The sequence below is a fragment of the Enterococcus sp. LJL90 genome, assembly GCF_056924355.1.
Genome location: NZ_JBXPBQ010000001.1, coordinates 449637 through 468439 on the forward strand (window position 1 = coordinate 449637; position 18803 = coordinate 468439).

Genomic DNA, 18803 nt, shown 5'->3' on the forward strand with positions numbered 1-18803 from the left:
TGTTCTTGGTTTTTAACTTGAATTTTGTTAGGAAAAAGTTAATAGAAAGCCAAATAATCAGTGTTGTATTTTTTCATAGTTGTATAAATGTATGAAATGAGTATAAAAAATTCGTAAAAAAAATGGAATTACACGACTTCAAAAACAATTAAATTAGAGAAGTGTCAAATTCCTATGTTCAAGTGAACAAAGATGATAACAACAACAATGGAGAACTATTATAATTTTTTGTAGGAGTAAAAGTCCGACTGCCTTTCGGAGAGCATTTAGGTGCAAGGAGCAAGGGGGAAAAATTGTGAACACTTACCAACTTATATTGGATGACTGTACTTCTTTGGAAGAATACCTAAAAGAGAGGTGTCATAAATTTCAGACGAAACCCTTAGATAAAATCTGGAAGAATGAGGTTATTATTTTTGGTCAAGAAAAGTTAAGTCAATTGGTAAATAAAATTGATAATAGCAGCTCAAAACAGTTTATTGATAACGTAGCTCAGTTGTTCTATATAGATGCCTTATTTCAGAGCATTTACATGTACTTAACGGTTGATGAATTATTTGATGAAAAAGAATTTCCAGAATTATTGTCAGAACTTCAGAAGGAAGCTACGAAAGCATATATTGAAAGGTTTAGTTATATTGATAAGAAGGAAATAGAAGCCTCTCTGCTGTACCGCTTGTTGGAGTATTCTGATTTATCGATTGTGAGTTAATTTGTTGGATTATTTGAAAAGATATCAAAAGACTTTGAATCATCCACTGGTTTGATCAAAGTCTTTTATTGAAGAGTTAAAAAGTATCTAGAGCTTTTTGATATGGACTATTAAATTTTTCCATTAAGATAGTTAAAAGCCAATTGTTGACTTTTTGGGTATCCATAGCAATATTTTGTAAAGTGACTAATAGACGATCTTCATAGTTTTGGGAGGTCTTCTCAAAATAGCAAACATCATTTGTAATTAAAAAATCACAATCTATATCTTCTTCCAATAAATTATAGAAAACCAAGATTGGATGTAGCTGGAGGCTGCTTTTTAGGTAATCGAAGGCAATACGCATCTGGAAAGGACCATGAACTAAGAAAAGCCCAATTTTAATTTTTTGAGTGGAATAAAGTGAACTTTGAATGATGACGAAGCCATAATTATTGATTAGATAGTTATTTTTTATCGTCAGCGGTGTGCGTTCCTTTAAGAAATCGTTTATTTTTTCGGAAATTTTGGTGAGATATTCAATTGAAGGCTCATTAAGATTGTAGGGAGATTGATCATTAGAGACTCGATTACCAATAATCTCAGAGGAGTCTTGATTAATTGAAAAAAACAGACCATTTACATTGATGCTAAAGAGCAAATGTCTTAATTTTTTTAGATTTTCAGGACTATCGATGTGTAAGAATACTGGTTTAAAGATTTGTTCAGATAACTTATAAAGTTGATAAACAAGGGTGTTTGATTCCTTTTGAAGTTGAATAAAATGACCATAAAAATCTCCATCATACATGAGAATGGGTAAGTTAAAAAGGAAATGTTGCAATAGTTTAAACTCTTTTTCAGTAATCAACGAAATGGGGAAAGATTGCTTGTTTTGCAAGATTTTTTTAAAGAGTAAAGAATCTTTAATAGGTGGCAGCACTAGACAATCATCAAATGTGTTCGGTACATCATTTTTAATTAAAGAGCGGAAATAAGAAATGTATAAGACTCGCCGCAGTCGATATACATTGAATCGTGAGATTTTGTAAGAGTCCTCTTTTGCAATGTAATCCACAATCAAGTTGAGATAATTTTCTATTAGAGGGCAGCGGGAAAAGGGGTCTTCAGTCATCATATAAGTTTCATAAATATAAGCTAAATAAAAAGTCCGAATTTTCTCTTCGGGTCCAATAATTTTTAAATTTTTCAAGTCCAATCCATCAAGTTTCAAGAGCTCTCTTAGTTTATATGTATAGCGCTTAACTGTGGAAGGGCTCAAAAAAAGTTGTTTTTGCAGCTTAGGATAAGTTAATTTTCCTTCTGTTAGTAGTGTTAATAAAATTTTATGGGCTGGTGATTCTTGAAATAGCTTTTTTTTCAATAATAAAAAAGAGCTATGAGGCTCGTAAGTAAGAATTATTTTTCTAGTCTGGTTTACACAAGTAATCTCTGTTATATATATTTGCTGAATATATTTAATTTGTGAACGCAAACTTTTTAGCGATATATCAAGATTGGCACACAATTCTTGTTTACTAGCATGACCACCATGGTTTTCCATGTAGGTCAAGAGTTTTAATAGTTCTTGCTCGTTTGCAGCAAGAAGAATTTCTAAGTTCATGGGAAGCCTCCTAAAAGCAAACTTTTATATTAAATAACATTTGGCATTTTATATAAATTATCAAATTATATATCATTTTAAATAAAAGTCTTTTTAAAGGCAAGTTAGGTGACAGATGATGGACCTTTTTTCAAATAAATTTGCGATAAACTTAGTAAGGCAAGTTAGTACAGAAATCTTTTGCGTATATCGCTTTAGAGTAGATAAAATTTTTTAAGGGAAGTTAGCTGTAAAATAACAAAAAAACTCACTTTAGACAGTGAGTTTTAGAGAAGAATGATATATTTTTTTCTGGTAACTACTTATTATTAGAAAAATTTAGATAATTAGATATATATAAATTTTAGATTCTTTTTTTTTATATGTCAATAAAAAAATTATTATTTTTTTCGATTTTTCCAGAAATTAAATTTTTAAAATGCATTTTTTTCTGTTTTTCTATTCTAAGACTTATTTTTTTAAATGGAATTTTAGAGCGAAATGATTTAGTGACTAATATTCAAATATTATGCTGTTGTATAGGGAATTATAATAAGCCGTCAAAAAAATCGTCAAAAGAAAGAAGGAATTCGATGGCAAAAAAGGGTGAAAATATTTATCGTAGAAAAGATGGACGCTGGGAAGGTCGTTACATAAAGAATAGGACTTCAGAGAATAAAATTATTTATGGCTATGTATACGGTAAAAAATATTCCGAAGTAAAAGACAAATTGACAGTTTATAAAGCACAAAATATTAGTCAGGGATTTTACATAAAAGACAGCTATGGTGAGTGGCTAAATAATTATTTCTTACCTTTAATCGAGCAAAGGATTAAATTTTCGACCTACTCCAATTATTTAAAGTTGCAGAAAAATTATATTTTACCTCACTTAGGCAATAAATCTTTTTCGGAACTTAATGAGGGTCTATTTCAAGATTTTATATCAGATTTAACAAAAAAAGGCTTAAGCCCCAGTAGTATCCGTTTAGTTTTCAGTCTAATAAAGCAGTCCATGAAAGAAGCTTTAAGACTAAATTTGATACAGAAAAATCCTACCGTAAGTTTGAAATTTCCTAGAGAATTTAAACAAAAAGTCCAAGCCTTATCTGTCAGTCAACAATATTTACTCGAAAAGCTAGCAGTACAAGATGATAACGGGCTACCAATTTTGATTTCATTGTATTCAGGGTTAAGAATTGGTGAAATTTCTGGCTTAATGTGGGAAGATATTGATTTTAAACAGAATTTAATTTGTGTTAACAAAACAGTCTCACGACTAACCAACATCTATGAGGGGGAAAAGAAAACACAAATCGTTGTAGATTCACCGAAATCAGCAGTCTCCAATCGGTTCGTTCCTATTTCAGATAAGCTGAAGGAATATCTACAAATTGCCAGAAATAAAAGTGAGTCAGCTTATGTTGTTGCGTCTCGAGGTGGCTTATCCGAGCCTAGAGTTATCAATTACCGGTTTAAGAAATTAATTCGTGAAACAGACTTTGCTACTATTCATTTTCATATATTGCGACATACTTTTGCTACACGATGCTTGGAACAGGGGGTAGATATTGTTAGCTTGAGTAAAATGATGGGACACCAATCCACCAAGCTCACTTTGGATACTTATAGTGATTCGTTGATGGAACAAAGAATGAAAGAAATTAAAAAAATAGACCATATTTATCAATTAGAAATTTCCAAATAGAAAAATAAATCTCCAACAATTAGCAATTAAGAATTATTACTTGGTGTTTTAAAAAAGTAATAATCCCAGATGCTTATTGTTGGAGATTTTTTGTATAAAAAATGAATAAGTCGTCAACAAAGCCGTCAAGGCCACTTTGAACAGCTTAGGGACAGGCTTCTTTAGGTCTTTCTGGTAATAAGTAGTTACCAGAAAAAAATACGGGTATTTGGGAAAGAATATAAACCTTAGTAACTATATTATAAATGATGATTTTAAAAAAGGTATTTCGAAAATTATTTTTAAAAAAATATTTTTGAAAATCGAATAAAACGAATTGAGAGGAGTAGTGAGAATGGAGAGAGTTTGCATCTTAACAAAAACAATCATGGCTGAAGCAGAATTACAAAACAAGTTACAGGTTTTGGGATATGAGGTTTTTGTATCTAGTCAATTATTGGAATTGTTTTTAGACGATATTGGTATCGAAAGCTTGAAAATATTTAAAACAATTATTTTCAGCGAAACTGTTTGTGATCAAGAGGTACAAAAAATTTTTCAAACTATTTCACGTTATCGCATCCGAGTTTTTAGAATGGATGGAAATGAAGCAGAATATTTAGACACAACAATTATCGAAAATGAGATGCCTGTAAGACTACCCGCTAAAATTAGTCTAAATGCTTTGAGGGAAGAGTTGTCTCGTCCTCAGATTAGAGAGACCATGCCGGATGTGATAGAAGATTCCGAGAAGTCCCATGATTTTTCTTACCAAGATTATCGGTTTATGGGATTTATCAATAGTCTTTCCCACAATGAAAAGAAACTCTTTGATATTTTACTTGAGGCCAATGGTAATTATGTGCAGCGAAAAGATTTGAGTGAACAAGTATGGGGCAAAGGGGTATCTAACTCTACTCTGACTCAACTATCTCAACTGATTTATCGTATTCGAAAAAAAATGCTAAAAGTCGGGTTAGAGGGAAATTCACTGCAAACCAATTGGCGTGAAGGATATGCTCTGTCAAAAGATTTTTTTAAAGAAGATATAGCAATGTAAGGATTTCAGAGGCAACTTGTCAAGAGGGGGAGTCGTAATGGATAATTTTTTAGAGAAATATGATGCTATTCAATATAAAATTCTTGGCTATATATTTTATAATGGCGGACGTGTAACTAAAAAAGCGATAATTGATCACTTTGATTTATCCCGACAGACCTTACGCAACCGCGTGGAAGAACTGATTCACTTTTCTGAAAAGACCAATAAAAGTTTTGAGATTCAAAAGTCTCGCAATCACGTGGCCTTGACATTAAAAAATACAGAGTCTTTGAATACAATCTATAAACTATATAGTAAACAGTCTATCAAGACAAAAATAATCATGGAGTTATATGAACATGGCTTATTTTATCCTGTAGATTTAGCCTTAAAGTTCAGCATCAGTGATTCATCATTATTCAGAAAGATTAAGGACATTAATGAAGTCCTGATGAAATTCAACCTCCAAATTAAAAATGGTTGTCTTGAAGGTAGTGAGATTGACAGACGAAATTTTTATTATCAGTTTTTTCTCTTTTTTGAATTCCAAAATAAGAGTTTTCAATATGAAAGTTTTTTTGATGTCAATCGGCGGATTTTACAGGATATTGAAGCGACTTTTAATTTAACTTTGACAGACTACAATAAAAAAAAACTCCTTTTGTTTTTCGATATCTGTTTTAAGCGACTGAGTCTAGACCGTAACAATCAAGTGAGCTTTTCTGAAGTTAATTTTGCTCCAAAGCGAATTTTAAACGACTTAGAGGATATTTTAGAACGACAATTGAGAATTGCCAATTTTACTATCAATCAAAACGAGGCTTACGGAGTATTTGTTTTTTTAGTTGCAAATCAAATTGTTCCGGTGACTTCATACTTCAATCAAGAAGTACGTGATCTTAATTTAAAAGAAGAAAATCTTATTTTTCAGATGAATCAAATCTTTATAGATAGCTTTTCTGAACTTAATTCAGATCAGGAGATGCCTTGTGATTTGGAGCTCTATCTGCAACAGATTCACCTCCACAGTCTCTATTATGCTGGTTTTTTGGAGGACACTTGTCAATCAAGGAAGCTTATCGAGTTAGAGGAATATCCAGCGCAGCTTTTTTTAGTTCCCCAAAAAATGAGGGAAGAATTGAGTAAAAGATTAATCGAAGTCCGCGACTGGCAGTATCTGGATTGTAATTATAATTATTTGTTCATCAGCCTACTGACTTTTGGTCCAAGTCAAATTCAAGTCGGACTTTATATAGAAGAGGAAACATTAATAAGAAAGAAAATGATGAATAGCTTAAAAAGAAGTCTTAGCTCCTTAAGAAATGTAACTTGTGAGGAATTGCAGTTAGGTGAAAGCTACGATGTGATTGTTTCCAATGTGAAAATTAGTAATAATCAATTGAATCGATTGGGTAAATACATTTATGTAATCAGTGATTATCCTAATAAGTTTGATTTCAATGAGATTAAAAATTTAATCAACCATTTTCAGCAGCAAGCAGTTCTTGCTGTGGAAATATGAAAAGGCCGGCCCATCTATTTTAAATAGATGGGTTTTTATATACAGAACTCTTAAAAGAATCAAAATACATCATTTGAGTAAAAATAAAAGAAGAAAAATGAATAGATATTTTTTTTATGATTATGTATGGGGAATAACGTATTTTTTTAAAATTCTTATTTATAAAGGGGGAAAAACATGAAAAAGAGGTTTAACTACAAGAAAAGCCTCAAGAACAAGAATGATGCTCGTAGAAAAGCCTTCAAGTTTGTTTTAACGACAATGTCGGCAACTGGGATTTCCATGGTTGGACTCAATGTCACAGCTGATGCTGCAACACCTGATGATTCAGATGATAGTCAGAAAAAAGGATCCCAAAAAACGAACGCTACGACAACACTTCCCTACATTGGAATCAATGTTGTCGAAGAAGACGATTATGACCGTTCTGAAGCAAAAGCTTTTCTTGGACAAGCTATACGTAGTCAGTTAGACACAACAAATTTGGAAAATGCGCTGGGTACGCTACTTGAAAAAATTAATAGTGGACTTTACTCAGAAGACAAAGTGACAGTAGCACAGGGAGTTTATAATACTGTCTTTGCCAAATTGGAAGGCTCATTATATACTGATGAGCTTGAAATCTTAAACGATTTGAATCTAGTTCAAGAGCAAAATCAAGCATTAACTATTAGCAAGTCTGCTTTGATTATTGCAATTAACAATGCCAGAATTGCTTTGATTAATCAGGGTAGTTATGATTCAGAAAAAGTAACGGCTTTGACAGCTGCGAAAGAAGCTGGTGAAGCTACTTATAACAATCTAAATGCGACTCAAATTGAAATAGACGATGCAACAGCGGCCATAACTACTGCTTTGAATAACTTTACAATTGATAAAAACTCATTAGCAGCAACAATTTTGGAAGCACTCCAATTATTCCCTGAGGACTATCTTCCAGAACGTTATGAGATGATTGCTGAAGCTTTGACAAACGCGCAAACTGTTTATGACAATGTGGCAGCAACACAATCTCAAATTAATACGGCCGACAGTGCTTTACGCAATGCAATGGATTCGGCTGCAGTGACCAGAGAAGACCTGCAAGAAATTATTGCTTCCTTTCCTGAGTATCGTCAGTCTGACTATTCAACCCAAAGCTTTAACTACTTGCAAAATGCGGTGACTAACGGAAATGCAGTGCTGGCAAATCCGGATGCGACTGCTGGGCAAATTTCATATGCTTATCAAGAAATTGTGATGCGAATCGGCAACTTAGAAAAGCTGGTCAATCGTGCTGAGTTAACAGCACTAATTGAGTCTGCTAGTAAGCTTGAAGCAACTGACTATTCTACTGAAAGCTATGCAGAATTTAGCACTCAATTGGAAAACGCTAAGACGGTAGAATCAAATAACAACACAGGAATTAATTTAATTTCCGCTGCTTATAAAAAATTAGATGACGCAATGAACAGCTTAGTTAGTCGTGAGGTTTTATTCGAGAATTATCAAGAGCTTGTTTCAAAAGCCAACCAAGCTGTTACAGATTACAATGTAAATGACAGCTATACGAATGTAACAATTTTAGCCGTTCAAACTGCTTTAGATAACTATGGAGGTCTAGCAAGTGACAGTGTCCCTGCAGATATTGAAACGGCCATTTCAGCAATTCAAGCTGCTCTGGATGGACTAATTCCCGGATCTAGCAATGCTGAATTAAAAAATTACTTAACGGAAGCAAAACGCCTAGTTGGTCAAGGACAGGATTATTTCTCTACGGATTCCTGGAATGCTTTACAAGCAGCTATCAAAGTTGGCGATGCTGTTCTAGGTGCAGCTAAATCTAGCTCTGATCAAATAGCAAATGCTACAAATGGCTTGAAAGACGCCATTGAATCTATTGTCAGTCGTGATACTTTAAGCCGTAGTCTGCAAGCAGCTCTTATTAGAGCTGAGGGCTATAGTTTTACTGACGCATCTGGAGCAGAACTTTATACCGAAACAACTAAAGCTGCCTACGATGCTGCTTTATTGGCAGCTCAAAATATTGCCAACAATATTTCAACAGCACCTTTAGATGATATCCAAGCCGTTGTTGATCAGCTAGTAGTTGCGATGGATAATTTAGAATTGCGTTACGATGAGCAGATGCGCTTAATGAATGAAGTGCTTGCTATCGCGTACACAGTCGGCGATTCCAACATGTATACAGCAGCAACCTGGAATGCTTTTAGCACCTCACTTAATAACGCTGAAGCATATGTAAATGGCTCAGAAGTATTACAACCTTCGTTATTAGATAGTTATCGTAGGGACCTTCAAAATAAAATAAATGAGTTGAAATTTGCTGATGCCGATGGTCGCCAAACCTTAAAAGACCAGTTGCAAACGGCAATCAATACCGCAATGGGTCTTAGTCCAGACGACTATATTTCTGGACTAGATGAGTTACAAGCTGCGGCTCAGGAGGCCCAGTCGCTTTTAGATTCAAACTTGAATGTCAGTGCAGAGACATTACAAGGACATATTGATAGATTGGCTGAATTAACAGGTTATTTAGCTCCTAAACCAGATGATGGGACCTCACTTATCGCAGATACCTCAAGTTCGGTTGAATCAAACACCCGTTTAGAAGGAGACAAGCTGGTATTAAATACAAAATCTCAGAAATCTGGGCTTGTCTTTGCTACTGGTCAAACTGGTTTTGATACCATTGTGGCTATTCCAGAAAATTTGAAGCCGTTTTTTGCTTCTGATAATTGGATGCAGCATAGTCAAGTTGGTTATCGGATTCAGGCATATCAAGGAGCTTTGGGTGGACAAAATATCGGAACAGTTCAATCTGGAGATGCCACTGAAGGTTGGTTTCCACCTACATGGCAACCTTGGCTTAATCTAAAAAATGTTAGTGAAATGACTGCCAGCAATGGTGTTAGTCTATCCGTGCATGTTTCAGATGGAACAGTTTCAGATGGAAATAGTATCTTGCCGGAGGGAACCCTCTATTTACAAATGATAACTCAAAATTTTGTACCCAATCTTTTGGGAGGTTGGATTGTTACTAATTTTGATGCACAGTACTATTTTGAATTTGAGCTAGGTAATTGGGCCGCCACAGAGGGCAACTATCTACCAATTCAAGAAGCTGATGATAGTGCAAACGTAACATCAGCAACTAGAGTAACTCAGGAGGGCATTTTTGGATCAATCGGACAAGGCAGCGGTAATATTACTGGGTTTGATGGTTTAACTCCGGATAAATCCTACGTCCAAACTACAGTTGGCGGCGCCAGCGTTCCAAATGGTATCGTTGATGGGATGAATATGATTAGTGGTACAGCTAAACAAGATCGTTCACGGGATCTTGCGGACGATTATTATGTTGCGGAAGTAAAACTAAATGGGTCTGTTATCGGTGAGACTCCAGTCAACGATGATGATACTTTTAATTTCCGTTATACTGTAGCGAATGAAGATTTGGGTGTAGAAGAAGGACGCAATTTTACTTCAGGTGATAAAGTTGAAGTGACTATCTACCGTAAAAATGATCGCTTCAATATTACCACGACTACCGATATTGTTTATTCCACAACGGTAGCTGAATCATTGCCACCGCAGTTAACTGTTAATGAATTGCAGCATAATACGCGTTCCATTTCTGGAAGCATTACAACATTACAAGGAATTACAGGAGAAAATGTTGGCTTCAATGATGCCGATTTAAATCGCTATACAGTTAAGTTGACTTATTTCCCGCCAAACAATTCAATACCTGTTTCACTGGGAGAAGTTAACGTAGACAATAGCGGGAACTTTACAACTAATACGGTTGTACCATTAGAATATGGTGGTCGAGTAGAAGCGCAAGTATTTGTGTACCAAGGGATTTTACATCCAAATGGTGAAATCACCAATAGCGGACAACAACTTACGTCAATCAATACGACAGTTGACCAAATTCCAATTAATTGGTCGATTGAGGCACCTTTTGTCAATCAAGCTATCACTGGAGACAAAACTGTTTCTGGTTCATTAGGTTCCGTTTCAGTACCGGCTGGAAATGCTGATTATCGTGTTGTCGTTGAAACTAACGGACAAACTTATAATGGTTATGTCAATAACGATGGGACGTTTAGTGTTCCAGTGGGTGAATTGATTACAGATCAAGAAATTTCATTGTCTATTGATGGTTATTTGGCTGATGGCCAGACAATCGCATTATCTTCTGATGCAACGACAGCAACTGTTGTTGGCTCAGATCAAGCATGGGATGAGTGGGAAATCGCTTCACCAGTGATGAATCAAGCCTATGTTGGAGATGGTTACCTATCAGGAACAGCTAACTTAGACTTAAGTTTAGGTCGTAAATATCAAGCAAAAATTGATATCAATGGAACTGAGACAACAATTGATTTACCTGATACTGGTGAAATTTACTTTGAACTGCCAGAAGGCACAACCTTAGCAGCAACAGATACCTTAACTGTGACTATTGTTGGTACTCAACCTGACCATCCAGATGAAAGTAAGTCTTCTAGTCCAGTGACTGTTGATATTTCTGAAGGGTCGGTAGAAGATTGGGTAGTTAACGCACCTGTGATTGAAACAATTGAAGCTGGTACGAAGGTGGTTTCTGGTACAGCGTATAACGATACGACGAATAATCGTACCTATACAGCTAAAATTGTCAGAAATCCTAGTGGAGCAAGCCCAGTAGAAATCATCGTGCCGGTAACAAATGGGAAATTTTCGACAGAATTTACTGATGCCTTTACGACTGGCGAAGTAGTTGAAGTTATTATCGTTGGTTCTGATGGAATGGTGGAAAAAACTAATTCAGCAACGACTGTTGTTGTGGCTAGTTCGACAGAAGAAGTTGATAAATCCACATTGGAAAGAACTATTCAGTTGGGTCAGCTTTATACCAATGAATATGGTGATTATACTGAAGATTCTTTTGCTGCATTAGAATTAGCTCTGAGCCAGGCCAGCTATGTTTATGATAACCCTGATGCTACCCAAATCGAAGTCAATGGTGCAGTTAACTCAATTGTGGCAGCGATTAACGGTTTAGTCACAGTCGAAAGTACAAAACCTACCGCTGAAACGATTGCGTTGTTAGAAGCAACCATTGCTGAGGCGGAAGCAATTAATCCAGCAGATGTTAGTACGTCTACTTGGAACAAACTACAAGATGAATTAACACTTGCGAAGGCAACCTTGGCAGAGATTGATAATAAAACCAATGACGAGGTTATCGCAGATATTATTGATTTACAAACGGCTATTAAAAATTTAGGCGTTCCGACTACTTCTGATCCGACTGCAGTTTCTATGGAAATGCTGGTTGCCCTTAGAGCTGAAGCAGCCGCAATTGTTGCTTCTGATTATACCGACGAAAGCTATGCAAATTTAGTCTATGGTATGCAAAGAGCAGACCGCGTAATCACGTTGAGCACAGGTGCTCCATCATCAGCAATTCGATCTGCCTATAATTATTTACGAGACCAAATGAATAATTTGGTTCCGAAATTACCAATCGGACAAGAAGGCTTGACTGCTTTAAATGACCGGATTGCAGAGCTAGATAATCTTAATCCAGATGAGTACACTTCGCCAACCTTTACTATTTTTGAAACAGCATTAGCAGAAGCAAAAGCGGTTGCCAATGATAATAGTTCGTCGACAGATGATTTGTCAGTAGCGAAGAAAAATCTAGATGATGCCTTTGCTCAGTTAGTTGATCGACCATCATTGAGAAATGATGCTAATCTATTGCTTTCTCAGGTTTCACAGATTGATCAAGAACAGTTGGTAGGGACATATACTGCCAGCAGTTACAAAACTCTAGATAGCGCACGTAATTCTTTAAATAGTATTCTAGCAGATGGAAACTCAACGGCAGATCAAATTTTAGCAGCGAATCAAGCAGTTGAAACGGCTTTGAATAATCTAGTGGCCTCTAGTTCTGCTTCTGCTTTGCTGGCTTTGATTAATCAAATTGAAAGTGATATTAAATCTGGAGCCATAGAAGAAAGTTACTTTACTAGTGGTACTTGGACAGAGTTGCAGAATAAGCTGACCGATAGTAAAAACTTGTTGAACAATGCGGCAGCAACACCAGAGAATATTTCCAATAGTTATGACCGGTTGAATGATGCCTTGAATGGTTTGGTGAAACTGGAAGATTTGTTTGGTATGTTAGATGTTCTTATTGAACAAGGGGATAATGTTTATTTAGAAGACTATACTCTTAATGGAATAACCAATCAATCATACAATGAAATGGTAGTCGCACTCAATGCTGCCAAGGAAATCAGAGCAACCGCTAGTCCATCAGTCGATGATGTGAACACGGCTGCTACTAATCTGCAAAACGCTCTGGATAATTTAGTTTCATCACGAGCAGAAGCGGCACAAGCATTACGAGAGGCGATTGCTTTAGCGAAGACAACAGGTATCACTGCTTCTAGCATTCCGACAGGCGTTTACAATGAGACTCAGGCCGCTGATGTGCAAAGAGGACTCAGAAGTGCTGAATCTGCTTTGAATGATATCAGCAAAGATGCCAGTGCTTTGAATGCTCTACGAGAAAGTTTGCTTACTAGTTTAAATGATTTGACCTATTCTAGCGATGAGTCTAATCAACTATTAGCTGCGTTGAAAGATAGATTAGATACTTATCGAACAATGGATCCATTATCTTATGATGCTGGTTATACCGATTACAGTATCTTTATGGAAGCACTAGACAATACGATTTCTTCTAATAAAGGCCTTACACTTCAAGAGTTAGAAGAGTTAACTGCCGAAGAAGCAAGGCTGCGGGGATTGTTAATAGAAGCGCCGTCAGGTATTGATTTGGCTGCAACGGACACACGTTCAAGTGTCAACACAGCTGAATTTACTGATACTGGTTTTACATTAGCTACAAATTCGCAGGACTGGAATAATTTGGCATTCCCTACGAGATCTTGGCTAGCTTGGAATCCAACGTTTGTCACAACAATTGATATACCTGATTCAATGAAACCTTTCTTCGAAACAGAGAATTGGCAACAATATGTCACGTTGAACTATGATGGAAGAATTAGATTGACAATCTTTAACCTTGATAGTTTCAATGGGACGACTAATTTAGCTAATTCATCTGATGATGTTAGTGTAACCCTTGAAAACAATAACGGCTCCTATCAGCTTGTAGTGAAATCTAGACCGATGAATTTTGACTTCCTTGGTTTTGTTGGAGATCTTGCACCTGCGAATAACTTTAGATTAAACTACACATTCAACTTTGATTTTGCTAGTTGGAGTCAAGATACAAGCATCGGTATTCCTTACCAAGAACAAAATAATTTTGCTGTCTCGACAAATATGACGCAAAATGGGTTGTTTGGTGAAGGGACTATTGAACAAGGTACAGGTTCGGCAACTGGTACGGTCCAAGAAAAGGCTTATGCTGAACGAACCGTCGCAGAACCGGTGATTGACACAGTTCTTGTTAAGGGTGTTAACTCCATAAATGGACATATTCCACAAGATAAGAGCTTAGATATTGCTGGTGACCGCTATGAAGTTGAGTTATATGTGACGAAAAAAGATACAGAAATACCAGTTTTAATTGGTCGTGTGCCAGTGAATGAAGATGGCTCTTACCAGATGAACTACCAAGAAACAACTGCTACCGGAAATACTTTGGGGCAATGGCTTGAAGCTGGCGATAAGATTACTGGTAAAACATATCGTTTAAATGATATTTATGGCTATGAAACAGTTTCTGAAGAAATGACTCGAACTGTTGAAGAAGCGACTGCGCCAACTGTTACAATTGATCCATTAATTTTAAATGGACAGGTGGTAACGGGTTCGATTTCATCTTTACAAGATGCTAATGGTAATTCCACGGCATATGATCCAAATGATCTGAATTATTACACGGTTAAGATTTTCTGGTATGACCGCAATGGTAAAACGAAAGAAACTATTGAAATTCCTGTGGATCCTGCAACCGGAACCTATTCTTACACTTTAAATGGTCTTTTAGAATATCAAGACAAGGTCGAAGTTCAAGCCTTTGTTTATAGAGGGATGCGAACTGAAGATGGTGAACTACAGCAAGATACAATGCAATTAACGGCAATTGAATCTGATGTAGCGGTAGCAACAGTCGGCTGGAAGATTAATGATCCAGTTATGAATACTGTAGCTGTCGATGATACCTCTGTAAGTGGGTATGCTGTTCAAGAAAACATTCCGGGAACCTACTATATTGTTCGTGTTGGAGTAATGACTGCAACAGGTGGCATAAATAGTTGGGATGTACCATTGAATGCAGATGGCAGCTTCTATATTGATAATATCGATCCTGCCTTTGCTGTAGGAGACCAAATTACCGCTCAGGTGATAGCTACCAATGAAAATTATCAACCATTAGTTACAGAAAATCATGAGCTTTTGGCATACTCCAATATTGCTTATCAAGTGGTGGCTGCTGCAAATGAAGCTTGGGATCTTTGGAAAATTGAAGCACCGGCTGTAGGAGATTTATTTGCTGGAGATCAAATGATTTCTGGACGAGCTGCATTGGATACTGCGTATGGTCGATCTTACAGTCTTGAAGTCTTAGTTGATGGACAACCATTAGCCTTGACTGAAGAACAGGCTAAACTTTCAGGAGATGGTAGCTTTAGTATTTCGCTAGATACACCATTGACTAAAGATCAAGAAGTTGAAGTGCGGGTAGTCGGATATCAAGACCAAATTTCTGAAGCTAAATACTCAGATTACACGACTGTTATCGTAAATGATGAAAGAGGATATGTCGACTTTAATGTGAACAACCCTGTCTTGAATCAGGCTTATGCTGGTCAAATGGAAGTTTCTGGAACAAGTAATAACATTCCTAGTGCTAGTGGAAACACCAGTTATCGAGCTGAATTGAGTATCAATGATTCTTCAACGACTATAACGGTTCCATTAAATTCAGATGGGAGCTTCAATTTTGACACGAGTGTTCTATCTGTAGGTGATAAGGTTGCCGTGACAATTTATGGTTCATACGATGGCTATCCTGATAAACAAAGTCAGACAGTCGAAATGCATGTTATTGCTTCTGAAGGAGTAGATAAAGAACCTCTTAGATTGTTATTAGAAACAGCAAATGGGTTGAACGAGTCTGATTACACCTATAACTCATGGTTACCATTCCCGGCTGAAGTAGCAAAAGCTCAGGCAGTTTACGATGATCCAGAAGCGACCCAAGAGGATGTAAATAATGCATTTAACGAGCTGCGAGATGCGATTAACGCCTTAGTCCGTGTTAGTGCAACACAAGTCGATATTTCTAGACTGGTAGAACTAAATGATAATCAAGAGTCAATGATTCTTACACACTATGGGTTAACAATTCCAGAAGGCTTAACATTAGATGATGTCCTTCTTGATGGTTCATTTACAAATTCTAGTGTTTCTGCTTATCAGGGAATCTCGGATGAAGTAGCTGACTATATCCAACAAATGAGAGATGCGGGTAGGATTGATGAAAACAACCGCTTAACTTTAATTGATGGTGAAGATAAGGCGACTGTTCAATCTCTAATTAATGAGTACTATGATAATTTATATGCTGGTATCTATGGATTGGTAGATATTCGCCCACTAAATGAGGCAATCGCTAATGGTAATGTTCGAATTGATAACCAAGAGGATCCAGAAAGTGGAATTAAGTATACTGAAGATTCTTACCAAGACTTTATAGAAATCTATGATAAAGCTGTGGCTGATTTAGCCAATGAAGGAAGCTTGACTCAAGAAAAAGCTGACGACCTAACCGCTTCTTTAAATGATATAATTTCGAAATTAGTTGAAGTGGATGATCCAGAAACTGACTCCGACAGTGATTCAGATAGTGATAGTGACTCAGACTCAGACAGCGATAGCGACTCAGATTCCGACAGTGATTCCGATAGCGATAGCGACTCAGACTCTGATAGTGATTCAGATTCCGACAGTGACTCAGACTCCGATAGTGACTCAGATTCCGACAGCGATTCCGATAGCGATAGCGACTCAGACTCAGACAGTGATTCAGATAGCGATAGTGATTCCGACTCCGACAGCGATTCCGATTCAGATAGCGACAGCGACTCCGACTCCGACAGTGATTCAGATAGCGACAGCGATTCAGATTCCGACAGCGACTCAGATAGCGACAGTGATTCCGACTCCGATAGTGATTCCGATAGCGACAGCGACTCAGACTCCGACAGTGATTCAGATAGCGATAGCGACTCAGATAGCGACAGTGATTCCGATTCCGATAGCGACTCCGATTCCGACAGTGACTCAGATAGCGACAGTGACTCCGACTCCGACAGTGACTCAGATAGCGACAGTGATTCCGATAGCGACTCCGATTCCGACAGCGACAGCGACTCCGACAGCGACTCAGATAGCGATAGTGATTCCGACAGTGATTCCGATAGCGACAGTGATTCCGACTCCGACAGTGACTCCGATAGCGATAGTGACTCCGATTCCGACAGTGATTCCGATTCTGATAGTGATTCAGATAGCGATAGCGACTCAGACTCCGACAGTGACTCCGATAGCGATAGTGACTCCGATTCCGACAGCGATTCTGATAGCGATAGTGACTCCGATTCCGACAGTGACTCAGATAGCGACAGTGATTCCGACTCCGACAGCGATTCTGATAGCGATAGCGACTCCGATTCCGACAGTGATTCAGATAGCGACTCAGACTCCGACAGTGACTCAGATAGCGATAGCGACTCAGACTCCGACAGTGATTCAGATAGCGATAGTGACTCAGATTCCGATAGCGACAGTGATTCCGATAGCGATAGCGATTCCGACTCCGACAGCGATTCAGATAGCGACAGTGATTCAGATTCCGATAGCGATAGTGATTCAGATTCCGACAGCGATTCCGATAGCGATAGTGATTCCGACTCCGACAGCGATTCCGATTCCGACAGTGACTCAGATAGCGACAGTGATTCCGATAGCGATAGCGACTCAGACTCCGATAGTGATTCTGATAGCGATAGCGACTCAGATTCCGACAGTGATTCCGATAGCGACAGTGACTCAGATAGCGATTCCGATTCCGACAGTGATTCAGATAGCGATAGCGACTCAGACTCCGACAGTGACTCAGATAGCGATAGCGACTCCGATTCCGATAGTGACTCAGATAGCGATAGTGATTCCGATTCCGACAGCGACTCCGATAGCGATAGCGATTCCGATTCCGATTCCGATAGCGATAGTGACTCAGATTCCGACAGTGATTCCGATAGCGATAGTGACTCAGATTCCGACAGTGATTCAGATAGCGATAGCGACTCAGACTCCGACAGTGACTCAGATAGCGACAGTGACTCCGATTCCGACAGTGATTCAGATAGCGATAGTGACTCAGATTCCGACAGTGATTCCGATAGCGACAGTGACTCCGATAGCGATAGCGATTCCGACAGCGACTCAGATAGCGATAGTGATTCCGACAGCGACTCAGATAGCGATAGTGATTCCGACAGCGACTCAGACTCCGACAGTGATTCCGATAGCGACAGTGACTCCGATTCCGACAGTGACTCAGATAGCGACAGTGATGCAGATATCGATTATGATAACTGGGAAATCTACAATCCAATTTTGAATCCAGCTTATGTTGGCGACTCAACGATTACTGGTAATGCTAATGGGCAAAGTAAGGACTATAATAGAACTTACACAATGAACATTTGGGTTAACGGTGAGCTTATAGCGGTTGATATTCCAGTCACTCCTGGGGAAGACTTTGTCTATGACATGGATACTCTATCAAGAATGTTGTTCAGAATGACTGGTCGTACTTTGGAAGAGGGAGATATTATCTCAATCATCATCTATGGTCATCAAGAAGGACGTGAGTCTAAAGCTTCTGACGTGATTAGTACGGTAGTGAAAGCAAGAGATACTGATGATACAGAAAAAACAAATGACCAAACAGTCTTACCAAACACTGGAGGTAACAATACCGGTAGTAATTCTGGTGAATCTAGTAACTCTGGCAAGACATTACCGAAAACAGGTGAAGAAGTGAATACAAACGATATGATTGTAGGGTTAGGAGCACTAGCAGCATTCGGTGCATTTGTAGTAGGTAAGAAACGCAGAAAGGATGAGGAAGAGGAAACAGAAGAAGGAAAATAGATAATCAAAAATAACTTTGAGCGGATGTTCTTTGAAAGGACATCCGCTTTTTTATC

At 37.6% G+C, this 18803-nt stretch carries 6 protein-coding genes; 5 read left to right on the top strand and 1 reads right to left on the bottom strand.

Annotated elements, in window-relative coordinates:
- The first annotated feature begins 295 nt into the window (after positions 1-295).
- The gene (locus tag AC1Z3S_RS02055; protein WP_461738965.1) at positions 296-712 is read left to right on the top strand and encodes a hypothetical protein; all 417 of its coding nucleotides are present in this window, start codon (positions 296-298) and stop codon (positions 710-712) included.
- 76 nt (positions 713-788) lie between these two features.
- On the opposite strand, the gene AC1Z3S_RS02060 is transcribed toward AC1Z3S_RS02055, so the two are convergent.
- The gene (locus tag AC1Z3S_RS02060; protein WP_461738966.1) at positions 789-2315 is read right to left on the bottom strand and encodes a helix-turn-helix domain-containing protein; all 1527 of its coding nucleotides are present in this window, start codon (positions 2313-2315) and stop codon (positions 789-791) included.
- 572 nt (positions 2316-2887) lie between these two features.
- Between AC1Z3S_RS02060 and AC1Z3S_RS02065 the strand changes: the two genes are divergently transcribed.
- From AC1Z3S_RS02065 to AC1Z3S_RS02080, 4 genes are all read left to right on the top strand, one after another.
- Positions 2888-4003 (top strand): tyrosine-type recombinase/integrase, encoded by a 1116-nt coding sequence (locus AC1Z3S_RS02065; protein WP_461738967.1) that lies wholly within the window; start codon positions 2888-2890, stop codon positions 4001-4003.
- A 334-nt stretch (positions 4004-4337) separates the two neighbouring features.
- Entirely contained in the window at positions 4338-5042 is a 705-nt protein-coding gene (locus AC1Z3S_RS02070; RefSeq protein WP_461738968.1) for a winged helix-turn-helix domain-containing protein, read from the top strand.
- Positions 5043-5079: 37 nt separating this feature from the next.
- A complete protein-coding gene (locus tag AC1Z3S_RS02075; RefSeq protein ID WP_461738969.1) occupies positions 5080-6546 on the top strand; it encodes an AcpB/EbpR/MafR family transcriptional regulator in 1467 nt (488 codons plus the stop codon).
- A 177-nt stretch (positions 6547-6723) separates the two neighbouring features.
- On the top strand, positions 6724-18747 hold the full coding sequence (locus AC1Z3S_RS02080; protein ID WP_461738970.1) for an LPXTG cell wall anchor domain-containing protein: 12024 nt from the start codon (positions 6724-6726) through the stop codon (positions 18745-18747).
- Positions 18748-18803 lie beyond the last annotated feature (56 nt).